23 protein-coding genes are annotated in these 22,471 nt (G+C 42.6%); 13 read left to right on the top strand and 10 right to left on the bottom strand.

Annotated features, from left to right (window positions below; translation table 11 throughout):
• Positions 1-190: 190 nt before the first annotated feature.
• The 3 genes from AC3RCI_RS05125 (at position 191) to nikR (ending at position 2,718) form a co-directional block, all read left to right on the top strand.
• Positions 191-1,093, top strand: a complete 903-nt coding sequence (locus AC3RCI_RS05125; RefSeq protein WP_492527805.1) for a hypothetical protein — start codon at positions 191-193, stop codon at positions 1,091-1,093.
• A 76-nt stretch (positions 1,094-1,169) separates the two neighbouring features.
• Entirely contained in the window at positions 1,170-2,186 is a 1,017-nt protein-coding gene (locus AC3RCI_RS05130) for an alpha/beta hydrolase (RefSeq protein WP_492527807.1), read from the top strand.
• A gap of 52 nt (positions 2,187-2,238) precedes the next feature.
• Positions 2,239-2,718: a nickel-responsive transcriptional regulator NikR gene (gene nikR / locus AC3RCI_RS05135; RefSeq protein WP_127538560.1), complete on the top strand. Its 480-nt coding sequence runs from the start codon at positions 2,239-2,241 to the stop codon at positions 2,716-2,718.
• Positions 2,719-2,847: 129 nt separating this feature from the next.
• Here nikR and AC3RCI_RS05140 read toward each other — a convergent pair whose 3' ends face one another.
• The gene (locus tag AC3RCI_RS05140) at positions 2,848-4,797 is read right to left on the bottom strand and encodes an ATP-binding protein (protein ID WP_492527809.1); all 1,950 of its coding nucleotides are present in this window, start codon (positions 4,795-4,797) and stop codon (positions 2,848-2,850) included.
• 1 nt (position 4,798) lies between these two features.
• On the bottom strand, positions 4,799-5,512 hold the full coding sequence (locus tag AC3RCI_RS05145) for a response regulator transcription factor (RefSeq protein ID WP_492527811.1): 714 nt from the start codon (positions 5,510-5,512) through the stop codon (positions 4,799-4,801).
• A gap of 203 nt (positions 5,513-5,715) precedes the next feature.
• On the opposite strand from AC3RCI_RS05145, the gene AC3RCI_RS05150 reads away from it, so the two are divergent.
• Positions 5,716-7,086: an ABC transporter substrate-binding protein gene (locus AC3RCI_RS05150; protein WP_492527813.1), complete on the top strand. Its 1,371-nt coding sequence runs from the start codon at positions 5,716-5,718 to the stop codon at positions 7,084-7,086.
• 214 nt (positions 7,087-7,300) lie between these two features.
• On the opposite strand, the gene AC3RCI_RS05155 is transcribed toward AC3RCI_RS05150, so the two are convergent.
• The 5 genes from AC3RCI_RS05155 to AC3RCI_RS05175 form a co-directional block, all read right to left on the bottom strand.
• Complete coding sequence (locus AC3RCI_RS05155; RefSeq protein ID WP_154892766.1) at positions 7,301-7,657, bottom strand: YxeA family protein; 357 nt, start codon at positions 7,655-7,657, stop codon at positions 7,301-7,303.
• Positions 7,658-7,683: 26 nt separating this feature from the next.
• Positions 7,684-9,615, bottom strand: a complete 1,932-nt coding sequence (locus AC3RCI_RS05160; RefSeq protein ID WP_154892765.1) for an FtsX-like permease family protein — start codon at positions 9,613-9,615, stop codon at positions 7,684-7,686.
• Positions 9,602-10,387 (bottom strand): ATP-binding cassette domain-containing protein, encoded by a 786-nt coding sequence (locus AC3RCI_RS05165; RefSeq protein ID WP_154892764.1) that lies wholly within the window; start codon positions 10,385-10,387, stop codon positions 9,602-9,604. Before AC3RCI_RS05165 ends, AC3RCI_RS05160 begins: the two co-directional genes overlap by 14 nt.
• Positions 10,388-10,526: 139 nt before the next feature.
• On the bottom strand, positions 10,527-11,570 hold the full coding sequence (locus AC3RCI_RS05170) for a sensor histidine kinase (RefSeq protein WP_492527815.1): 1,044 nt from the start codon (positions 11,568-11,570) through the stop codon (positions 10,527-10,529).
• 15 nt (positions 11,571-11,585) lie between these two features.
• On the bottom strand, positions 11,586-12,269 hold the full coding sequence (locus AC3RCI_RS05175; RefSeq protein ID WP_336781247.1) for a response regulator transcription factor: 684 nt from the start codon (positions 12,267-12,269) through the stop codon (positions 11,586-11,588).
• Positions 12,270-12,615: 346 nt separating this feature from the next.
• Here AC3RCI_RS05175 and AC3RCI_RS05180 point away from each other — a divergent pair, with 346 nt between their 5' ends.
• The gene (locus AC3RCI_RS05180; protein WP_492527817.1) at positions 12,616-13,152 is read left to right on the top strand and encodes a GNAT family N-acetyltransferase; all 537 of its coding nucleotides are present in this window, start codon (positions 12,616-12,618) and stop codon (positions 13,150-13,152) included.
• A gap of 108 nt (positions 13,153-13,260) precedes the next feature.
• Here AC3RCI_RS05180 and AC3RCI_RS05185 read toward each other — a convergent pair whose 3' ends face one another.
• The gene (locus tag AC3RCI_RS05185) at positions 13,261-13,815 is read right to left on the bottom strand and encodes a GNAT family N-acetyltransferase (RefSeq protein ID WP_492527820.1); all 555 of its coding nucleotides are present in this window, start codon (positions 13,813-13,815) and stop codon (positions 13,261-13,263) included.
• A gap of 6 nt (positions 13,816-13,821) precedes the next feature.
• Positions 13,822-14,253, bottom strand: a complete 432-nt coding sequence (locus AC3RCI_RS05190) for a hypothetical protein (RefSeq protein WP_492527822.1) — start codon at positions 14,251-14,253, stop codon at positions 13,822-13,824.
• A 236-nt stretch (positions 14,254-14,489) separates the two neighbouring features.
• On the opposite strand from AC3RCI_RS05190, the gene AC3RCI_RS05195 reads away from it, so the two are divergent.
• Entirely contained in the window at positions 14,490-15,296 is an 807-nt protein-coding gene (locus tag AC3RCI_RS05195) for an aminoglycoside phosphotransferase family protein (protein ID WP_336781243.1), read from the top strand.
• Positions 15,297-15,473: 177 nt separating this feature from the next.
• On the opposite strand, the gene AC3RCI_RS05200 is transcribed toward AC3RCI_RS05195, so the two are convergent.
• Complete coding sequence (locus AC3RCI_RS05200; protein WP_492527824.1) at positions 15,474-16,436, bottom strand: LacI family DNA-binding transcriptional regulator; 963 nt, start codon at positions 16,434-16,436, stop codon at positions 15,474-15,476.
• Positions 16,437-16,530: 94 nt separating this feature from the next.
• On the opposite strand from AC3RCI_RS05200, the gene AC3RCI_RS05205 reads away from it, so the two are divergent.
• From AC3RCI_RS05205 to AC3RCI_RS05235, 7 genes are all read left to right on the top strand, one after another.
• Complete coding sequence (locus AC3RCI_RS05205; protein WP_492527826.1) at positions 16,531-16,689, top strand: hypothetical protein; 159 nt, start codon at positions 16,531-16,533, stop codon at positions 16,687-16,689.
• A 60-nt stretch (positions 16,690-16,749) separates the two neighbouring features.
• Entirely contained in the window at positions 16,750-17,256 is a 507-nt protein-coding gene (locus AC3RCI_RS05210; RefSeq protein WP_492527828.1) for a GNAT family N-acetyltransferase, read from the top strand.
• Between the two features lie 104 nt (positions 17,257-17,360).
• Positions 17,361-17,927 (top strand): sigma-70 family RNA polymerase sigma factor, encoded by a 567-nt coding sequence (locus tag AC3RCI_RS05215; RefSeq protein ID WP_154892757.1) that lies wholly within the window; start codon positions 17,361-17,363, stop codon positions 17,925-17,927.
• Positions 17,917-18,420, top strand: a complete 504-nt coding sequence (locus tag AC3RCI_RS05220) for a DUF3600 domain-containing protein (RefSeq protein ID WP_336781241.1) — start codon at positions 17,917-17,919, stop codon at positions 18,418-18,420. Before AC3RCI_RS05215 ends, AC3RCI_RS05220 begins: the two co-directional genes overlap by 11 nt.
• Positions 18,421-19,030: 610 nt before the next feature.
• Positions 19,031-19,297, top strand: coding sequence for a CD3324 family protein (locus AC3RCI_RS05225; protein ID WP_492527830.1), 267 nt, complete (start codon positions 19,031-19,033; stop codon positions 19,295-19,297).
• A 157-nt stretch (positions 19,298-19,454) separates the two neighbouring features.
• Positions 19,455-20,537, top strand: coding sequence for a nucleotidyltransferase domain-containing protein (locus AC3RCI_RS05230; protein WP_492527832.1), 1,083 nt, complete (start codon positions 19,455-19,457; stop codon positions 20,535-20,537).
• Between the two features lie 464 nt (positions 20,538-21,001).
• Entirely contained in the window at positions 21,002-22,222 is a 1,221-nt protein-coding gene (locus AC3RCI_RS05235) for a stalk domain-containing protein (protein WP_492527834.1), read from the top strand.
• Positions 22,223-22,471: the final 249 nt, after the last annotated feature.

Raw genomic sequence — 22,471 nt, forward strand, 5'->3', positions numbered from 1 at the left:
CTAAAAATAAGATAAAAAAGCGAATCACATAGGGAACGGTTAATGAGGGAAGCACCCGTAGAATCAGGCAATCGCCTGATTTTGCGGGTGTTTTTTTTGTGTTTGTTTCGGCCGCTTCACCTTGGCTCAACTGAAGAACGAAGAAGTTGCAAAGTTGCATTACATTCGAGTAAACGAGGAGGAAGGTTCAATGAACACGGTGGAAGAACACCACAGCATGGATTGCGTTATGGGCTCAGACAGTGTTAGAGGCAGGACTAGGGAAGGGTTTATCGCTCGGTTTTGCATCGCACTGCTTCTGGTAGCCAGCATGGGTTCCATGCATCTTTTTACGTCGGCTGCCGAGGCGGCTGGCCCGGATCTTGGCGTAACTGCTCAGAAATCATGGGAAGCTCTGCTTAAGAAGGCGGATGCCCAGACGAAAGCTTCTCTTCAGCAAACGTATCAAAAAGTGGGCACATGGACGACGCAGGAGCAGAGCTGGGAGCAGAAAACCAAAACCCTTCATACAGCGAATACGGCTGAATTAGCCAGACTTCGTCAGGAAATACGAAAAACGGATGAGGCGAAACTGGCTGCACTGGCCGATACCCTGAAGCGTACCCAAACCCGCTATGAGCCGATGTTTACATTGTACACGGCGGTCAACAAGCAGCTTGCTGCAGCCAGAGCCGCCAAGAACAAGGAGTGGACTGCCGCGCTCCGTGCTCAGGCAGACACGCTAAAACCTGCTGTACAGCTGGCGAAGGCAGACATTCGCATCAAGAAACAGCAGCTGGCCGATGCCCGCAAACGCAAAAGTACAGAGGATAAGCGTCTGCGCACCATGCTTGCGGCTGCAGACCCGTTCAAGAAACAGATTCAAACCGCCAAAAAACAGGCAAGCCTGTCAAAAGAGCGATATACGAACGCATTGAAATTGTTCAAACAGAATATTAAAGATGGCCAACCTTCACGTGTATTAAGTTCATTGAATCAGCTCTCTTCAGCTGCGGAGAAGTGGGCTGGCTCCAAACAAAATATCCATACATTGGAGCAAAAAGTTGCGGATACCTACCTGAAAGTGAAAAAAGAACTGGCCAAGAAGACGTAATAAATGGAAACCCTGCCAGTACCCCAGGCGTACACCACTTTAGATGCAGACAGACGAATGAACAGAGGTGACCCTGTTGCAGTTAAAGTTAAACACCAAAGGTACAGCAAGGCCGTGGTACAGACGCAAGCCGTATTGGATTCCGGGCGTGATCGTAATGGTAACTATACTTACTCTTTATATCGGCGCACAGATTACACCCAAAATTCCTGTTTTCTTTTTAAAAACGCTAATCAAGCTTGCTCCATCTGACTCAGATATCGTTATGGCTGAAGGGGTAAGCCATCTGAAGGATGTCGCCTATATTGATGAGGGACGCAGCAACAGTACGATGGATATCTACTATCCGTCAGCAGCGACTGAATTGCTTCCTGTTGTCTTGTGGGTGCATGGAGGCGGTTGGGTCTTGGGTGACAAAGAAGACATTTCCGACTATGCGATGCAGCTGGCTGAGCGTGGGTTCGTGGTCGTCAGCATGAACTATGCACTTGCACCAGATGCCACATATCCGACGCCTGTATTCCAAACCAATCAGGCACTGACTTATATTCAGGATCATGCCACCGAATTTAAGGGAGATCCCCAAAATATTTTTCTCGCAGGCAATTCCGCGGGTGCTCAGATTGCCAGTCAGACTGCAGCAGTGGTAACCAATCAGGCCCTTGCTCAGCTCATGAACATACAACCCTCGATTCAACCGGAAGAGCTGCGAGGTGTCCTTCTATACTGTGGCCCTTATAATATGAGTACCGTTGGTGAAAGCGGGTTTCCTCTCATCCGGACATTCCTCTGGTCTTATACGGGGATCAAGGCTTTTGAGGAATTTCCCCGTCTGGATGAGATGTCGACCGTACTGCAGGTTACGCCGAATTATCCGCCTTCATTTATTACTTCAGGCAATCATGACCCGTTAACCGGGCAATCAGTTGAACTGGCACAGACGTTGAAGCGACTGGATGTTGAAACGGAAACGCTGTTTTTTACTGCCTCTACAGAAAAGCTGGGACATGACTATCAATTTCAGCTTCAGACCGATGGCGGGAAAAGGGCGCTGGAGGAGGTTGTCCGATTTTTGCAGAAGCATCGTCGATGAAGCAGCCGGACTATGGTACACTCAGGTGTAAACGATGTGCAGGAGGCTATGAATGGCTGATAAAGAAGATTTGACCCGATTCGGCGTGGCATTCCCTACTCCGCTGATTGAACAGTTTGATGAATATATCGAAGAGCGTGGGTACAAAAATCGGTCCGAGGCGTTTCGTGATCTGGTTCGCAAAACTTTACTGGAGCCTTCCCGTCTACGGTCCGAGCAGGATGTGGCAGGAACGATTGTCATGGTCTATGACCACCATATCAGCGATCTGCCTGTCCGTTTAATGGAACTCCAGCATCATGCACATCATGACATTATCTCCAACATGCACGTTCATCTGAACCACGACCAATGCTTGGAGGTTATCGCTGTAAGGGGGAACCTCGGGCGCTTGCGCCATCTGCATCAACAGATTCAGGTGCAAAAAGGGGTGCTCTATGCCGAGCTCTCTGTTACATATGTGGATGAGCTGAACGAACTCGCAAGCCGCCACAGCCATGATCACCATCACGGCGAACATCATCATGAATGAGATCAGGGACTAAGCTAATGGAAGACGCTTTTCAATAGAATCAAGAAAACAGCCGATAGAAGTGATCGGCTGTTTTTGTTTAATTAACTAGCAATATAAGTTAAAGTTTGGGGGCAATGAACGGGTCTGCTACAATGCTGTTGAATTGGATAAGGGCTCGCTTTGGCCGTTCGCTTTTCGTTTATAATTTTTCTCCACAGGGATTTGGAAGCTCCAGTCTCCGGTGAGCAGATCCTGCTGAGCCTGGTCATCGGACAGGACTAACTGGTTTACATTGACACTCAACAGGAAATGGTCTGGAGGTGGCGAAGCTTCAATAAAATAATATCTGATGGTCCCGTTTCTGGCTAATGTTACACCTGAATCCGTGGCGATGCCGGGAACTGCTTTTATCGTTGAAACATCCAGAGTGAAATTAGGCTTGACCGATTGTTTTACCCACTGCGACTCTGATATCTGGTTAGTATGTTTCATGGAGTATTGGATGCTAAGGCTCTGACCGTCGAAAAAGTAATTATGAATGAGAAGTGTATAGCCTTTGTCTGTTTTACCGGTTATTAAAGCCATCTCGTTATTTCCGCTTATTGACGTCATCGCTGAATCGCCAGCTTCAGAGAAGATGGAAGGCAGCTTTAGCACGAGAGCGGAGGTGAATGAATTGTTAAAGCTGAATAGTATCACCGCACATACGAGTAATACCATCATCGGTAACGCAGCAGTCCTGAAGTGTAAAATACGTCGCTGCTGCGTAAATAATTTTTGTTTCGGAGTCTGACCTTGTTTAGGGTGTACAGTCGGGATCCGCTCGATTTCATGTTCATCATGAACTTCTTCTAATGCTGTTGCATGTGTCCGATTGGGGCCGTAAACCGAGAACCGCATCTCAAATAGGGTGGCCTTTCTGCTGCTGCGCGCGGTGATGGATCCTCCGTGAACCTCGATAATACTTTTCGTGATGGCCAGACCAAGACCCGTGCCCCCGGTCTGCTTTGACCTAGAGTGCTCTACCCGATAAAAACGGTCGAAAATATAAGGCAAATCCCTTTCCGGAATGGGGGGACCATAATTTTGGATCCGCACAATCAGCACATCTTCATCCTGCGCGATATCAATATCGATATATTTGCCTGTCTGTCCGTACTGAATGGCATTAGCGATTATATTCTCATACGCCCGTGCCAACAATCCTCCGTCCGCTTGGGTCTTAAATTCACCTTCTTGTATATTCAGTCTAATTTCCATACCTGCTTTCTCCGTGATCGGCACGAATTCCTCGGCAAGCTGACCGATTAACCCGGCGATATCGAGCTCGCCGAGCTCCAGAGGCATACCGTTGTTAATACGCGTATATTCGAACAGTTCGTCGATTAATCTGCGAAGCGACAGAGATTTCTCATAGGCAATGTTAACAAAATAACGCATCTCCACTTCATCTTGATACCGATCCTTTTCGATCACTTCGAGGAAACCGAGAATCGAGGTGAGTGGAGTACGCAGATCATGGGAGACACCGGTAATCAAATCGTTTTTAGTCTTTTCTGCCTTCCGTTCCTCCGCTATAGAATGCTTCAATTGCATACTCATCTGGTTAATGCTGCGCGCGACCTCGCCCAATTTATTACCGGCAATTTCCGGAATTTGATGGTCGAACTGGCCGCTCGCAATTTCCTCCAAACCAGATGTGATCTCCGCCAAGTAATGATCCCATTCGGTGCTCAAATGATTCATACTCTCAGCGATCACGCTTAGTTCATCCTTGCTACTGATCGTTACCACATTTCCGAAACGACCTGCCGATATTTCCTGCAACCCTGCATTGATCGCGCGCAAATCTCGAACCAAACGTAGGCTGGCAAGGAAAAAAGTGACGGGAAACAGAATTATACCGGTTATGATCATCACGCGAATGGATCCGGCTTGCTCGATGAACCAATTGATCGGGACAGCCGCGTAATCCATTTTTTGCAGTGCACCTGCCATGACATACCCCAAAAAAATAGCTGCCCCTGTTAAAGCCAGGCTTGCAACCATGATCAGCATTAATCTCCAACGAATCGTATATAGCCACTGTGGTTGCATATTACTCACCCCTTGCTTTTTCATCACTTTCTATTTTGTATCCAATTCCCCATACGGTTTTGATGATTCGCGGTTCGCGTGGGTTAGATTCTATCTTCTCACGGAGCTTTCGGATATGTACCATAACGCTATTTTTTGACTCCATAAAGGGCTCGTTCCAGACCTCTTCGTAGATACGATCCATACTAAGCACCGTTCCTCTATTAACTGCCAACATATGAAGGAGTGCGAACTGGCGGGGAGTTAACTTAATTTCCTGCTGATCGACCTTTACCGTATGGGACGCAATATTAATGGTAACATTTTCGATGTGTATTTCGTTCGCGTTAGCCGCCATGGCGTTGAACTGGTTCATCCTTCGAAGCTGTGACTTGATACGTGCGATCAGCTCGAGTGGGTTGAATGGTTTGGTTACGTAATCGTCAGCGCCGATGCTGAGACCTGATATTTTATCGATATCTTGGCCTTTAGCCGATAGCATGATGATGGGTATAGGATTCGTTTCTCGTATTTTCATACATGCTTGCAACCCGTCCATCTCGGGCATCATGAGATCAAGTACAATTAAATCGATTTGTTGCGAATTCAGGATCTTCAGTGCCTCCACGCCATTCGACGCTTGCAGGAGCTTGTAGCCTTCGTTATTGAAATAGATACTCATTAATTGGATGATTTCCGCTTCGTCATCCACCATCAAAATCGTACTTTCCGCCATAGGTCCTCCTTGATTCTGTATCTACCTTACATTGGAAGGCAGCAAGATAATTATAAGCGATTTTTTTTATGCATTGAGTAACGTCAGTATTAATTAAGGAAATGATAAGAAGTACAGTAGTTCGATGATAAGCTTTCACCTCTATACTTAGTTCAACACAAGCGAATAATCGTTTGAACAAAAATGGAGTGGAGGTTTTATTTTTGAAGCACAATTTTTTACAGAAGGCCATGCTTGTTAGTCTTAGTGTTATGTTAATCGGTATTTCAGCGGGCCTTAGTACAGGTAAACAAGCTTCTGCAAATTCAGACAATGAGGCAGATACGAAACGTACTTTAAAAGTGTTGTACTGGAACGAAGACGACTTCAACCAGACGTATGGAAATTTGTTTAGTCAGAAGTACCCTAATACAGACATCGAAGTGGTTGCACCTGCAGGTATGGAAGCGATTAAGGATTATGATGGGGCTATCCAAAAGTACTCACCGGATCTTGTTATGCTGCCCCCATACCATTACAAACAACTGTCTACAGATAAGAAGCTGGTCGATTTAGAACCGTTAATTAAGCGAGATAAGTATGACACGACAACGATATACCCTGGCTTGCTTGATGAACTGAAGAAACAAGGCGGTGGCCAACTTTACGGGTTAAGCCCAAAAGCAGATTCGTACGCTCTTCTGTATAATGCTGATTTATTTAAAAAGTACAATGTTAAAGTACCAAGTGATGGAATGACATGGAAAGAGATATTGAATCTTGCTCAAAAATTCCCTACTAAAGGGGATAAGAACTCCCGGATCTGGGGCTTAAGCTCCTTTGGATCCAGCAACTTGGTTATGGATATCGCCAGAACAGAAGGGTTAACGTATATGAATCCGAATACTCTAAAGGCTAGCGCGAATACCGCTGCGTGGAAAAATGCTTATCATCTGGCGAGCGAGGCAACGAAGTCCGGAGTGCTTGACGAAAGGATCAGTCTGTCGGGCAAAAGTTACTTGGAAAGCAGCTCGTTTATTATGGGACGATCAGCTATGATCGTAGCACCGATTAGTCAATTGCAGTCCTTAGAGGCAGCAAAAAGTGGTGTGAAGAATTATAAACCTTTTAAGCTCGGTATTGCTGCCGGTCCTGCGGCTTCTAAGAATCAAGAGTCAACAGGGAATGTTTCCATTAATGAGATATTTGCGATTCCAGCGGGAGCAGCTCATGTCGATGCCGCTTGGGATTTTATTAAATACTTCAATGGAGATGACTATGCTGCCGAATACTATAAACCCAAGAGTTCTAATAATAGTATCGGTGCTCCTCTATCTCGCATGACGAAGGAGTACTCCGGTTACAAGTTGGATGCTTTCTATAAATTAAGACCTAATCTGGATTCAGCGATAACAAGCTATGCTCTCATGGAAAAGTCACCCAATTTTGAATTAAAATTTCGTTCGATTCTACTAAAAGAACTGACACAGGTAGTAAAGGGGAAGAAATCACTAGCCAAAGCAACTGCTGCTATTCAATCAGGTACTCAAGCTGCTGCTGATAAACTGAAAAAAGCTCAGACGGCAAAGAAGTAAAATAGTAAGGCCTGCCTTTCTTATGAAGGGTGGGTCGTATTTTTTTGTGCGCAAGGGCACAATTTAACCTGATCTCGCAACCATGCTGCTTAAGAATAGAGTGGAACATCCAAAATACCTATCTGCCAGTCGCCAGCTCATTTCACAATCGAAAAAAGAGCAACTCAAAAGCAGCATCACTTGCTGTCTTTGGAGTTGCTGTTCAGGCATGTGCTCAATGGGAGCGTAACTGGTTCAAAACGTTCCCGGGAATCATTTTCTCCTCTATTAAACTCCACTCTTTGGTATAGGCTCCCTTGGCAAGCACCTTGACATAGCCTTCCGGTTTCTGTTCTTTGCTTGAGGAGAAAGTGATCTTTTTCTTTTCTCCCTTGCCTGTGTACCCTGTCAGATTATATCTGTAGCGAATCCATTCATTTTTACCTTCCTTCTTGGCTGGTTCATTGATTACTGCGTATACATATTGTTCCTCGTAGAATGGATTGAACTGATCAAAATCCCGTTTGAATGTTAAATACAGGGCTGAGCAAACAATCAGTGCGGTCAGAATAAAAATAACGGTTTTTTTCATGCTACATTACCTCCCCGTAGTCGTTGTTATAACATAGCGTTGTGGACGATTTTTTTGTAATACCCAAGCGTGAAGAAAGCGAACAGGAAGTAGATGGAGGCATAAGCTCCCATCGAAATCATCGCAGGGATGGTATCATCCGAAAGAGTTATGAAGTAACTTGCCTTGACTGCATAGACTGAATGCAGTATCCCAATGAACAGCGGTAGCAAAAACACCAGCATTTGCTTTCGCAAGATGCCTTTCATGATCATCTTTTCATCAAAACCAAGCTGACGCAAAGTTCTAAAGCTCTGTTTTTCCTGCTCGGCTTCGCTCATCTGTTTAAAGTAGAGAATACTGCCGGTTGAAGCGAGAAAGGCAAGTCCCAGAAAGGCAGCTATAAAAATTAATAATCCGGATTGCTGGAGCAAACTTGTGTAGCGGGAATAAAAGTCTGCCGAATAATATTCGTCCGTATTATATTTCTGATAGAGAGTGGAAGCCAGTGCAAGTTCCTTATTGTCCGGGATTAGAAATGTATCTATCTCAACCCGTTCAAAGCCGTCCATATTGGACATTCTCCTCTCGATCTCTTCAAGGGTGGCTTCAGATACTAACATTTGTCTGCCTGATATTCCGGCGTTCACGATATTCTCCAGCAATATTTCATTCAAGGGATAGCTTTTGGTCTGTGTTTCTGAGCGCAGTTCAATCATAGTTGGATAACGTTTGGTGAGATCAATGTCATCATATGCGCTCAGAGCAGAAGCATTATATTCTATTGCCTCGCCATAGTCAGGTACAGAGACATCTCTGCCGGATTTTTGCAACTGTTCTGCCGACAGCCATAATAGCATGCCTTCTCTAAATCCGGATTCAGTTAACGGATCCAGAACAACACCGTTAGTCCGGAACGTATTGATGGTATAGTGGTTGTAGTTAATCCCTTTGCTCTCCAGCTCGGCTGTAAATGCATCTGAATCCCGCTGGTTATTCTCAATTGCGAAATCATATGGATAATCATTGCGGGTAACTTGCTCAACGGAGTAGTAGATAGAATACGCCATGGTAACAAGTGTAAGGGTTAAAGCCGACAGCACAGTAATTAATGTAAGCGAGTTGGCATTGGCTTTCATGCGGTGCATCAGCGGAGCAAGCGACAGACTGTTGTACAAGCCCAGATGTCCTTTTTTACGTTTACGGAACCAGTAGAGACACCATCTGATCGTCACCCTGAATAAGATATAGGTTCCTATTATGGTAGATGCCATTACCAGTATTGCATTAAACACTAATTGTTCATCTACCATATGGCCCGATAACTGATACCCGTAGCCAATCAATATAACACCAAGTACAGCGATTATAGCCGTAAAAATAGAGGGCCGCTTGCTGATAAGATCAGGCTGCTTATCTGCCTGGAATAAGCCGAGCAGGGTTCTGCGATTGATCATTACTATCATCTGAATAGAAGTAATAACGATGACAAGAATAAACACTACGGCTGTTTCTAACGCTGCCAGTACAGAAAAGTCTATCGAAGGCAGACCGTTCAAGTTGAGCAGATTCATTAAGATCAGGACAAACAAACGGGATACGAGTGCTCCGCAGATGATCCCTGTGATTAGAGCTCCTAAACCTAGCAAGATATTCTCAAGGAGCAAATAACGGATAATCCAACCTTTGGAAAGCCCTATGAGCTGATATAATCCAAATTCCCGGCTGCGTCTTCGTAAGAATATGCTGTTAGAGGAAACAGCGAAGACCCCTATGATTACCATAAGCAGGACCGCTGCAGACTGGAAGGCTGTAGTGAAGTTCACACTGGAATCCAGCATATTCTGTACCTGCTGATCATACTTGAGAGATGCAAAGATGAAGAACAGGCTCATGCTGAAAATGAGTGCGAAGAAATACAGATAGTAATGCTTTACATTTTGCCGCATACTTCGGAATGCCAGATCAAATACCGTCAATATTATCGCCCCCTAGTACAGCCTGCACATCAATGATTTCCTTGAAAAACGACTGTCTGGATTTCTCCCCCCGGTACAGTTCGGAATAAATCTTCCCGTCTTTTAGAAAGACCACGCGGTTACAATAGCTGGACGCCACCGGATCGTGTGTGACCATGATAATGGTGACCTCTCTGGTTCGGTTCACCTCATCCATTACGGACAACAGCGATGATGCGGATTTCGAATCTAGGGCCCCCGTCGGTTCGTCTGCAAAGATGATAGATGGCTGATGGATCAAAGCCCGTCCGGCTGCAGTGCGCTGTTTTTGCCCTCCTGATATCTCGAATGGGTATTTCTCCGACAATTCCCGAATGCCCAGTACGTCTGCAATCGCTGCAAATTCTCTCTCCGCCTGCTTCTTGCTTAGCTTGCTAAGTGATACCGGCAGAAGGATATTTTCCTTTACCGTCAATGTATCAAGAAGATTGTAATCCTGGAAGATGAAGCCAAGCTTGTTACGGCGGAACGCGGAAAGGGCAGCGTTTGTCATGGCGGATATATCTTCATTATCAATGAATATTGTACCGTCAGTCGTTCGATCAATTGTCGCAAGTACATTTAGCAGAGTGGTTTTACCGGAACCAGAGGGACCCATGATACCGACGAACTCTTTACGCAGTACGCGTAAATCAATGCCTCTCAAAACATGTTGGGTACTGCCCCTCGAGCCATACGCTTTTTGAACATTGCGGGCGTGCAAGACTGTATCTTGTTCATTTTTTTCATTCATGATGAACCTCCCATATGTGTTTATAGGTTAAGTTTACGTGCAAATATCCTTGATGTCGCACGCTTTGGGTGACGAGTTGAAGCGGAAGGTGACGAATTCGTCAGGTTAACAAAAAAACAACCAAGTTTACCTTGGCTGTTCATAACGGGATATGGTCCACTTGTCCTCTTCTAACGGTCTCAAATGCATTAGAATCTGTAAAAGTCAGCCGCATTGTTGTACCTTGCGACTGGCTGGAGTGGACTTGAAGTGTAATTCCTATCTTGGCTGCAACAGTTTGGGCAAGATAGAGGCCGAGTCCAGTAGCGGCATTATGAATCCTTCCATTCCCGCCGGTAAAACCTTTATCAAATATACGCGGCAAGTCATGCGGCTGAATACCCGGGCCCTCATCAATGATGTCCAGATAGACATTCTCTTGTTCCATAACCGCTGTTCTGAACGTTATTGACGTACCGGAAGGACTATATTTGATGGCGTTGGTCAGGATCTGTCTGATGATGAAGCGGCACCATTTGCGGTCTGTAACAACAGCGGCATCATTGCCTTCCATATTGACTGCCAGATTTTTCTCCATACACCAGGGAGCCAACTCCTGGATTTCTTCTATAGCGAGACGGTGTACAGACAGCCGTTCAAGGACGTAGTCCGATTCCAGCGCAGGAAGGCGTGTCATGTACAGCTGCCGTTCAACAAGCAGATGAATCCGCAGCCACTCTGTTTCAATTTTACTTATATCCGGATTACTATGCGCGTCCATAATTAGCTTCATAGCGGTAAGAGGAGTCTTGATTTCATGAATCCAGGAGGCGGTAAAATCATTCTCAATCAGTTGGGCTTCTTTCACTTGAGAAAGCAGTTTTTTGAAATGGGATGAGGCCTCTCTTAATACGTTGTCCGTTATCTGATCTAATTCATTATCAGGTTGAGGGAGACTCTCAAACCAGTTAGTTTGCATGTCGTTCTGTAGTTTAGCAACTGCTTCCAGATACCTGGTTTCTTTCCTGTACCGCCAAATGAAAAATACAACAAACACAATAATATAAAGCGCATTTAAATATATGAAAGAGGTGGGTGTAACACTTACTCCCTGATCGAAAATGATAAGCAGATCAGTCACACCAAGCAAGCTGATGAACAGCAGAATCCAGCTTTTTTTTGAACTAACGTAACGTACGAACATATCATGTATTTCCTCCTATAAAGTCACTGCCATATAACCCATCCCTTTCTTTGTCACAATAGCGTCTGAAAGTCCAAGCGGGTCTAACTTCTGTCGCAAACGGGTGATATTGGTTGTAAGTGTATTATCATTTACAAACTGTTCATCCTCCCATAGCTTACGAATCAGATCATGACGTGAAATGACGGAATTGTTGGACTTCACCAGCGAAATCAGCAAAAATAATTCGTTTTTGGTCAAATCTGCTTCCGCGGCTGATTTTCGGATAATCCCTCGCTTTAAATCAATTAAGGCACCGTTCCATTCGAGTGTATCTGCCTGGGTTTCCCCATAAGCGTACGTCCGTCGAAGAACCGCTTGAATCTTGGCATACAGTACATTCGTATGAAAAGGCTTCTGGATAAAGTCATCTGCACCCATATTAAGCGCCATTACCATATCTAACGGGTGATCGCGGGAGGATAAGAAAATGATGGGTACTTCGGATACAGAACGAATTTCCCTACACCAATGAAAACCGTCAAATTTAGGCAGCGTGATATCCATAATTACCAGATGAGGCTCTTGATCAAGAAACGAACGCATGACCTCATTAAAATCATCCGGTTTCGTAACCCGAAACGCCCATGCTTCCAGTCCTGTTTTTAGCGCTTCGAATAATGCCTGATCATCTTCAACTATAAATATATTAAATTCCATAGAGTGAACGTTCTCCCTTTTGTAATGTATATAGTTCATACTACTACATTATATGGATGGAGTGGAGTAAGCAGTGTTTGTTGGTGCATGGGGGGCATAACTAATCGTTTGCCTTGGTGGAAGCCGAAGAAAAAGGCATTAGCTCGATATAACCAACAAGGGCAACCGGTCAAGAGGATCATTAGTTTTTATTCAACTAACGGAATCGTTTTAGATTCGACGAGGTTACATTTTTGAGATTGAAAAGTACATATGCTATCATTTACATTACTTTTATTGCTAGATTAACAGCTAAGCTCAAGCGCTCAATCATTTACACAACTATTTATAAGAGGAGTGGCTTACTTTGAGAAGCGTCAACATACATATTAGGGAAATTTCCGTCGATGATGCTGCTGGACTACTCCAGTTGCAGATAGAAAACCGTGATTTTTTTGAAAGCTACGCACCGACACGCACCGACGACTTTTATACGATGGAAGGACAGCTCAAGCGTATCCAAAAGCAGGACGAAGATCGAAAAAATGACCAAGCATATAATTTTGGAATCTTTACAAACACCGATAATATGTTAGTGGGGACGGTAAGCCTTTTCCACGTGATGCGGGGCCCTCTTCAAAGTGCATATATCGGATACGACTTAGATCAAAAAAGTAACGGTAGAGGCTATACGACTGAGGCTGTTCGGTTAGTCGTTGACTATGGCTTCAATACATTAAAATTACATCGAATTGAAGCAGGGGCCATGACGCATAATATCGCTTCAATTCGAGTGCTGGAGAAGGCTGGCTTTCAAAAAGAAGGCATTGCTCGACAGAATGTTCATATTAATGGAAAATGGGAGGATCATCAGATCCTCGCGATTCTTAACCCATACAGTTAGTTCTGTAGAATATGAGTAGTACTGCGTCTAAATCGAGAAACAGCCGACCTTAGTGATCGGCTGCTTTTGTTTAACTAACGGGCAAGTTAATTTAACAAGAACAGTTGTTTAATCCTTGTTCATAACCTTTTCAAATCGGAAAAAGTCCTCATCCCCCAATAGGGGTTTGTTATTTTCGCATTCATTGCGATGCATGTGCGGTTCAGGGTGATACTTATTGTAGAACTCTACAATTTGGAATCCACATTTATTCACATAGAAATGGATATTTCGTTTTTCGAAATAGGGTGTTCCGGTTTCCCAACGTACAGTTTCCGGATACTTTGCTTCAATGGCTTTCCAAGCAGAAAGTCCAATTCCTTGGCTGTGATGTTCCGGAGATACGTAGAACAAATCTAGGTAATTATGGTTTGTTTTGCTGTTAATACGCAGTACGGTCCCACCGACCTTCTGATCCTTTTGAAGAATATGATATACGACTGCTCCAGGAGCATCAAAAGACTGCTGAACATCGTGATCCGATGGAATCGGCCCGTGATCAGCATCTCCAAATGCTTCAGTGACGACAATAGCAAAGGCTTCCTGCAATTTTTTTCTGAATTCTGGCAGATCCGATTTTTTGGCCAGTTCCAAAGTAACGTTTGGTTCGAGGTTTGCTTTCACAATGATCTACTCCTTCATTTGCTGAAATTCCAATTGTAGTCGTTCCGTAAAACATTCCAACTGTTCAACGAGACCCTTTCCCAAAAGCGGCTCCATCGCTTTTTCCTCCGCGGCAAAAATTGGCGTTAAGATACTTGCAGCAAAAGCTTTTCCGCTGTCCGTTAAAACAATTTCTTTTTCTTTGTTCCCTTGAGAAACAAGTTGAATGTAACCCATATGTATACATTCTTTCACTATCGTGTTTAATGTCGTACGCGGGATAAGCCATTCTTCGCAGATTCGTTTCTGGGAGTGGGACATTCCATCAGAAATCGCATAAAACAATACGAATGTGTTGTCTTTAACTTTGAGTGAGCGCAGTGCCCGGTAGTAAAGCTCATCAATTCGGTTTACTGCAATCATCAAGCGGCGTATCTCATTACGACCATCGTTACTCATTACAAGTCTCCTTGCATATAATCCGAATTCGGATTGAAATTAATAAGTATTTTATTCCGAATTCGGATTAATGTCAATGAACGAGGATGTTAGTGAATAAGGTGAAAATGAATATTTTGAAGTACTCTGCCTATATAGAAGGTTCCTTAAAAGATATAAAGAATAAAAAAGGTATTCAACCAAATCTCATCTAAGCGTGGTGGCTTTGAAAAAAATAATAAAAAGGGGGAGACAAAGTGACTCAGGAAGAAGTATTGAAGGGTGGGAATGTGAATCACATTATACGAAAGGAGAATATGGTTCTCCGTCCCACTGGTTATTGGAGTCCGAGTGTTCATGAGCTGCTCAAACATTTAGAGAAGCAAGGATTTGAAGGAGCACCAAGATTTCTCGGAACCGACGACTCTGACCGTGAAATATTATCATTCATTCCTGGGGAAGTCCCAGGAAACGAGTACCCTGAACTTAAACCTTACATGTGGTCAGATGAAACGCTTGTGGGTTTAGCATGTCTTTTACGCCGTTTTCATGATGCGACTGAAGGATCAACTCTCTTGGCTAATGGCGAGTGGCAGCTTAGTTATGTCGACGAGCGTGAGCACGAAGTGATATGCCATAATGACGCTGCGCTGTATAACGTTGTCTTTCAAAATGAGAATCCAGCAGCGCTGATTGATTTTGACATGGCTGGCCCCGGTCCCCGCATGTCGGACATTGCGTATACCCTTTATACATCGGTTCCACTTGCCAGCTTCCAGCCTAACCATACCTCGGAAAAAACGGTGGTATACGAAACAGATTTGCACTCTAGAGAGCGAAGTCGACGAATCCATCTGTTTTTCGAATCATATGGAATTCCCATCCCTAATGAACTGTGTCAGTGGATTATCCAACGATTGACAACGATGTGTGATACGTTGAGGAATGGTGCTGCCGAAGGGAATTTGGCCTTTCAAAAAATGGTGGATGAAGGACACTTGGCTCACTATGAGAGCGAGATTCGATTTGTTGCAGATCATTTCAATGATTGGATGAAGAATTAAGTATTCTGCTAACGGGAAACTTTAGTTGAAAAGCTACGAGCAGTCTGCGAATTAGCAGGCTGCTTATTTTTTTGCGGTAATAAAAGTTAGTTTTGAAGCATTTTGAGTTGGGGTATTTGTTGATTGCTTGGAAATAGCCACAAAAGCAGGTTGGAGGGAACTGCCAAAGTTTTTTAACTATACTGTGAGTCGTTCAACTAATTTAACTGCTATTTCTTCGCATGAAAGAACTTCATCACTAATTGCCCGAAGTAATAACTTTCTTCCCATTTCCACTAGAGGTATTTCAATTGTAGTAATATTCATAATTTTAGCAATTGGTTGATTGTCAAACCCTATAACTGCCAGATCATCTGGTATTGAAATTCCCTTTTCCTTACTGCATGTAACTATTCCTGCAGCTACTTGGTCGTTTGAAACTAATAAAGCTGAGGGAGGATTATTCATATTTATTAATTTTTCAACAATCTCCTGCCCATTCTCGAAATCATAATTGTCTGAGAAAATATATTCACTTTCAAATGGTTCGTTGATCTTTTTAAAAAAATCCCTATAGGCTGTTATCCTTTGCACACCGTTCGTTCCCGCTTTTCTCCCCACGCAAATGCCTATCTTTCTATGACCTTTAGAATACAAGTACTCTAATCCCTTGGAGAAACTTTTATAGTGATCCATATATACTGAAGAAACTTTTCTGTCTCCCGTATTTTCACAGAAGATGATTGGACCATAATCTAAATAGGTATCTATAACATCCCATTTGCAAATTCTGGAACATATGATCAAAGCGTCTATTTGCTTTTGTTTTAACATATCTAAGGCTTCAATTTCTCTATTTTCTTCATAATTAGTCTGGAACAGAACCATCTTATAGTTAGAATTCAATGCCTCATTTGCAATACCCTCGACGATTAAAGCAAAAAATGGATGATTAAAAAATGGGATTGCAACACCGATAAGAAAGGTTTTTCCTTTACTTAAATGGACGGCATTTATGTTTTTTTCATATTTGCTAGTCTCAATAGCTCGTCTAACCGCTTCTATTTTTTCTAAGCTTACATACGGCTGATTATTAATTACACGGGATACGGTTGTAATTGAGACGCCGGCCATTTTTGCGATATCTCTTATGTTTGCCATTTGTTCTCCTTTCAAATTTTTTGGGCTTGCTCTGAAACGCTTTCCATAATCTAAACTTTTATCAATATGTATAAAAAGTTTAGGAGGTACTTGTATGGTTATCGTGTTGGGCTTATTGAGTTTAATCTCTATGTGTGCTTGTATCTTAATTCTAGCATCATTAGCTATATCACTACATGAAAAAAAATCGGAAACAGATAACAAGAATGATCCTTTTAGTTATTTATTTGAAGTATATAATGAAAAAAAATAAATACTTGGATTAAGTCAATTTATATTTACTAAAAATAATTTTATGAAAAGAGGAAAAAAAATGAGCGATAAAAAAGTAACTCTACATGCTTTTGAAACAGATTACATTAAAGAACTGCATCACTGGTTGAATGACTCCGTTTCTATTTCCATGGTTGGAAGAACTCCATTGACCTATGAACAAACTGTGAATCATGTGGAGAAAAAACGTCAGGACGGAGATCTTTTATTAGCTATAAAAAATGATGAAAAGCGTCTCATTGGATGGGTTTTTCTTCAAAATATAGAACTTGAACATGGTAGAGCAAGTATTGGTATCTTGTTAGCTCCAGAAGCACGTGGACAAGGTTATGGAGAACCTGCTATGAAGCAAATGCTTGACATTGGCTTTAAGCAGCTGCGTTTAAATAAAATCTACTTAACTACAAGAGGTGTTAATGAACGAGCTATTGGTTTGTATAAGAAAGTGGGATTTAGTGTGGAAGGGAAGTTAAGGAAACATGCTTTTTTTGAGGGAGAATTTCACGATACGTATATTATGGGGGTTTTAGCGTCTGATTGGGATTGAGTTTTTTGTGTTCAGACATGGGTACTTAAGAATCCATTCTTCTACTGAACCTTTTCCCGCACGGGAGCGAAATAAGATTTGTATCACGTTCAGGAGGGGCCCCCATGAATGATAAAGAGTTAATTCAATGGCTTGAAAAAGCAATACTTGGTGATGAGTCAGCTTTCCAGCTGGTCTATCAGGCGACTCACCAAGATGTCTATCGGACCGTTGCTTTTCTCGTCTACAACAAACAGGATATTGAGGAAATTGTGAACGAAGTATACATGCACATGTGGCGGTCATATCAGAAATACGACCCTAACCGACCATTCCGGTTTTGGTTGCACGGGATCACTGTCCATCTTGTACAGGATTGGAAAAGAAAGACCTGGAGACGAATTCGCCTTTTTGAACGAAATCGCCAGATGACTTGTGAACAACAGTTCGACTGGACGGACAAAGTAGTCTTGCAGTCCGAAACGCAGCATGAGCTCTTTAGCCTTGTCCGCCAGTTATCGTACAAACTACGTGTGGTCGTCATCCTGCGCTATTTTCACGATTATACCTTGGAAGAAATTGCGGACATGTTGCAGATCCCCGTTGGCACAGTTAAATCCAGGCATCATCTAGCACGGAAAGAACTCCGGAAACGATATGAAATGACAGGAGGAGACGTGTATGTCCATTGACAAAGAGTTGAGTGATGAACTTCGCCAGGTGGCGGATTCGATGCACTGCCCACCCGAGTTGTATGGACGTGTACGACAGTCCTATCAAAACTATTTAAATGAGAAGAGAGGTAGATCTCCAATGAAAAAACGTATACTCACAGGTATTGCTGCAGTAGCAATCCTCATTCCGTCAGCTGCATTTGCAGCCTCCTATTTGGCCGATGATATTTTTGGTTCTTCTTCGACTATTGAACAGAAAGGGGGTACACAAGAAGACTATCAAGAGATTGAAGGGATGCTTCAGGCAGCAAAAGGCAAGCTTACGGAAGATGAGTTTAAAGAATATATGGAACTGACAAAGCAGTTGATGGTATTAAAACTGAAGATCACTGATGAAAATGGGGTCAGTCATGAGGAGCAATTGACCCCAAAAGAGCAGCAGCAATTTGAGCAACTAGCCTCCAAGCTGTCCCCGTATTTCGAGAAGATTAACGAAACGGTCAAGCCTTAATAATGAAAACAGGGACCCGTCTTGCATTTAGTATTCAACTAACGTAAAAACGAGAGCTCATAAAACCAAGGAAGCAGCTGATCAATATGATCGGCTGCTTTTGTTCAAATAACGGGCAGGTTAGTTGAACTTTTTGGAGAATAATTAGAGTAGTCTGTCTACAAGTGTATATCTTAACGCTGTTACTCCACCGGATGTGCAAGTCAAATTTACCCTATGATGCATCTTAAACATATGAAAATTGAACCCGTCCAACAACTGGCGACTCATCTGAAGTTCTTGAAGACTCGGTTCAAGCACCTCTCTCACAGGGAAAACGGCTGGTAATTCAATGTAAACGTACAATCGTGTTAGTCCAAAGACATGGTAAGACACTTGAACAACAAGCTTTGATATATTATCAGATAGCAACTATCTGTTTTATTGGAGGTGAGGCTATTGAAAACAATTGGGGTAGGATTCTTACATGCATCTCTCTATGCAAAGCCAGTGAAGGATATGGCAATGCTTTGCATAGAGTTTAGAAACAATTACATTGCCAATGACGAATCGTAATATTCTACTAACTGGCTTTGCACCTTATTGATTTATTTAATAAGGAGTGAGGTCCATGAAATATTCAAAAGCCGAGTCTATTTTTCCGGAAGAATTGCTACGTATCATTCAAGAATACGTTCAAGGCGAATTGGTTTATATCCCCAAACCCAAAGAGGCGCACTTAAAATGGGGCGAGAAAACCCTAAGCAAGAATAGGATCTCTGCTCGAAACGCGGAGATTAAATCCTTATTCTGCAAAGGCATCACTATAGAGGAATTGGCGGGGCGATACTTCTTGTCCTGCGAAAGTATAAAGAAAATTGTCTATAAAAAGAACTAATGAAATCCACTAAATCGTCTTATCGACGGTCTAGTGGATTTTGTTCAAAGATGAATTAAATCAACTTATACCTAGTAACCGCACCTTTATATCGATAGACTCAAGTTAAGGTTGTTGGAATGAAGAACGGCCGGATCATACGAAGGCGGTGTAACGAATGGATGAAAACATAAAGGAGAAGCTGCTGAGCAAAAATGAACTGCTCATTAACATGGTGGTTGAACGGGTGAAAAGAGATTTTCTAGACGATATCGCAATTATTGGGCTTACGGGTTCTTTTAGCACGGGGGACTTCCATGAGAAAAGCGATCTTGATCTAGTTATCATTAATAATACAGAACGGGGATGGGAAATATCCGATTGCTTCATCTTGGATGACGTTGGATATGACATCTACTGCACGCCATGGGATTCAAGAATACAAGAGCAATCCACCTTAGAGAGTCCCAACGTATCCGACCTAACCGAGCTCAAAATTCTCTACTATGCAAAGCCTGAGGATTTGGAGAAATTGAACGACTTCAAGCAAAAAGCTCTAGATACACTCGCGAACCCGATAGGAGAAGCGTGTCTTAATCGAGCAAATAAATGGATCAATCTGGCTAAGCAAGCATACAGTGATACGATGCTGGGTGAAGATATCGGTTCAGTGCGACATGCATCTGCCGGCGTTCTGTACAATCTAGTCAATGCCTTGGTCAGCATGAATAACACATGCATCAAACGAGGAATTAAGCGATATTCGGAAGAGATACGCTCGCTTCGCTATATTCCGAATGATCTCGAATCCTTATACATGTCAATCATCGAAGCTCATTCCATTGAAAATATTCGAATAGCATCTTTTAATATGTTGAATAGCGTTACGAGGTTACATTGCACGATGTGTGATAACTTCATTGTTAAACCTGCTCCAACCTTTGATAATCTTAAAGGAACATACGAAGAATTGTGGTGCAACTACCGCAATAAAATTTTGAACAGTGTTATAACGGACGATGCCTCCTACGTCTTTCTTTCGGCCTTTGGAGCACAAGGGTATCTTGATGAAATGGCTGTGGAGAAAGGAACCAAGAAATTTGATCTTATGCAGTACTTTGATGCAAGTGATTTACCAGTTATGAAAGAGAAGTTCCTTGAAGTGATGGATGAATATCTAGACGAGTATGATAAGGTCGGCAGAAAAGTCGAATGTTTTACAACATTCGAGCAACTATATGCCCATTATATGAATCATTGACCCTAGATCCCAGTTCGTAGGATGTCCGTAGAAAAGGGACTGTAGACAATCTATCTGATAAAATAGGATTTCTTAAAGGGCCCTGAAGAATTAGTTTCTTTACGGTCTTTTTTATTTGGAGGTTTACACTATGATGGGTACATGGATTAAACTTTGATGTCAAATGATTTGTCTAAAAATATGGATAAATTGCAAAAGCGAATTATTAAGGTGATTGCAATAACTTATGAAAATTTATCGTCTAAAGGTTTTTACACAAAGAGTTTGAACAAGCAAAAAGGAGGAAGCATTAAACTAACGGGAAACGTTAGCCCATAACAACAAGAAAGCAGCTGATCATTGTGATTGGCTGCTTTTATTCAACTATTTACATTACTCTTCAATACAACTTTTCTATCCAAATTGCGTACTAATTGAAGCAACTACTGGCTAGTTTATACAGGGATTGGAGAGGGATGGTCAGAATGAAGAAATACCTTGCTGGATTAATAATTATCTTTGTCTTGGGTCTGGGCTTACCAGGACAGGCTTACATGGAGGCGTCTAACCAACAGCCTTTGGCTTTTGAGGATCCCAATCTAGAACAAGCGCTTAAGTCATTATTGAATAAAAACGACGATGAATCCCTAACCAAAGAGGATCTAGAGTCACTGACCGACGTTCCTTTGGCGGGTAAAGGAATTAAGAGTTTGCAGGGTTTGGAGTATGCAGTCAATATGACGAGGCTCTCTTTAAGCAGAAATCAAATTGCTGATATTTCACCTCTATCCGATGCTGTGAATTTGACGACCTTGGATCTGAGTGACAATCAAATTGAGGATATTAAGCCCCTTGGGAAGTTAACGAAGTTGACAGATTTATCTCTAGCTAGCAACCAAATCAATGATCTTTCAGCGCTAGCGGGACTAGTTAATCTGAATACGTTGTCCATAAGTTCTAACAAGATCACAGATCTAAAGCCGCTAGCAGGATTGGTTAATCTTTGGAGACTCGATGCTGCGAATAATAACATCAAAGATCTTGCTGCGTTATCTAAATTAACTAACTTACTTTCTCTGGATTTATCATCTAACCAGATCTATGATTTGGAGCCGATGAGAAATCTTCAAAGATTGTCTTACCTCTATTTGAAAAACAATCGAATCTGGGATTTAGAGCCGCTCCAACAACGTGGTTTTTTACCGTATTATGATACGGGTGCATTCATTGAACCACTTGCACTGCAAAATAACTATTTAGATTTAAGCAAGGGATCGAAAACAACTAAATTATTTGTGAAAATGGCAGGAAATGAGTTGCCTGGCGGTCAGCGTAAGACACAGCGCTTGGTGATCGGCAGCACGACTGCTTATGTTGGAGAAAGTGCTTATCGTATTACCGCAGCGCCATTTATTCAGACGAGACGTACCTATGTGCCGATCCGTTTCATCTCCGAGAAGCTTGGGGCAGCCGTGAATTGGAAACAGAGCACCAAAGAGGTAACGATTCAGAAGGATGGTAAAACGATTCGTTGGGCTGTAGGGAACAGGCAGGTAAAAGTAAACCAGCAAACGGTGATGCAAGATGCTCCTTTACTTCTGAAGAACGGCAGTGCGTTCGTTCCTGTTCGTTTTGTAGCGGAGCAGTTAAATACTTCCGTTGAATATATGGGAAGCAAGCATATGGTCGTAATTTTCAAAAATTAAGTAGCATAATTACAGAATAATATTTGAAGATAAGGACGCAATGACCATGCTTCAAAACAAGAGTAAAATATGCAGACCGTAAATAAACTAACGGGAAACGATATCGTTAAAACTAAGAAAGCAGCTGATCAATATGATCGGCTGCTTTTGTTCGACTAACGGGCAGGTTAGTTTAATGAAAGTTAAAGGTTTTTAAAGCTTTGGGTTACTCAGATTGTTGTTCTATGACTACTTTCCGCAAAATGGTTA

The sequence above is a fragment of the Paenibacillus sp. MT124 genome, from assembly GCF_058792755.1.

Bases quoted from the DNA above. Each gene is read 5' to 3' on its own strand.
- AC3RCI_RS05125 (WP_492527805.1), top strand. From the start codon at position 191: ATGAACACGGTGGAAGAACACCACAGCATGGATTGCGTTATGGGCTCA.
- nikR (WP_127538560.1), top strand. From the start codon at position 2,239: ATGGCTGATAAAGAAGATTTGACCCGATTCGGCGTGGCATTCCCTACT.
- AC3RCI_RS05140 (WP_492527809.1), bottom strand. From the start codon at position 4,797: ATGCAACCACAGTGGCTATATACGATTCGTTGGAGATTAATGCTGATC.
- AC3RCI_RS05145 (WP_492527811.1), bottom strand. From the start codon at position 5,512: ATGGCGGAAAGTACGATTTTGATGGTGGATGACGAAGCGGAAATCATC.
- AC3RCI_RS05155 (WP_154892766.1), bottom strand. From the start codon at position 7,657: ATGAAAAAAACCGTTATTTTTATTCTGACCGCACTGATTGTTTGCTCA.
- AC3RCI_RS05165 (WP_154892764.1), bottom strand. From the start codon at position 10,387: ATGAATGAAAAAAATGAACAAGATACAGTCTTGCACGCCCGCAATGTT.
- AC3RCI_RS05170 (WP_492527815.1), bottom strand. From the start codon at position 11,570: ATGTTCGTACGTTACGTTAGTTCAAAAAAAAGCTGGATTCTGCTGTTC.
- AC3RCI_RS05175 (WP_336781247.1), bottom strand. From the start codon at position 12,269: ATGGAATTTAATATATTTATAGTTGAAGATGATCAGGCATTATTCGAA.
- AC3RCI_RS05190 (WP_492527822.1), bottom strand. From the start codon at position 14,253: ATGAGTAACGATGGTCGTAATGAGATACGCCGCTTGATGATTGCAGTA.
- AC3RCI_RS05200 (WP_492527824.1), bottom strand. From the start codon at position 16,436: ATGGCAAACATAAGAGATATCGCAAAAATGGCCGGCGTCTCAATTACA.
- AC3RCI_RS05205 (WP_492527826.1), top strand. From the start codon at position 16,531: ATGGTTATCGTGTTGGGCTTATTGAGTTTAATCTCTATGTGTGCTTGT.
- AC3RCI_RS05210 (WP_492527828.1), top strand. From the start codon at position 16,750: ATGAGCGATAAAAAAGTAACTCTACATGCTTTTGAAACAGATTACATT.
- AC3RCI_RS05215 (WP_154892757.1), top strand. From the start codon at position 17,361: ATGAATGATAAAGAGTTAATTCAATGGCTTGAAAAAGCAATACTTGGT.
- AC3RCI_RS05220 (WP_336781241.1), top strand. From the start codon at position 17,917: ATGTCCATTGACAAAGAGTTGAGTGATGAACTTCGCCAGGTGGCGGAT.
- AC3RCI_RS05225 (WP_492527830.1), top strand. From the start codon at position 19,031: ATGAAATATTCAAAAGCCGAGTCTATTTTTCCGGAAGAATTGCTACGT.
- AC3RCI_RS05230 (WP_492527832.1), top strand. From the start codon at position 19,455: ATGGATGAAAACATAAAGGAGAAGCTGCTGAGCAAAAATGAACTGCTC.
- AC3RCI_RS05235 (WP_492527834.1), top strand. From the start codon at position 21,002: ATGAAGAAATACCTTGCTGGATTAATAATTATCTTTGTCTTGGGTCTG.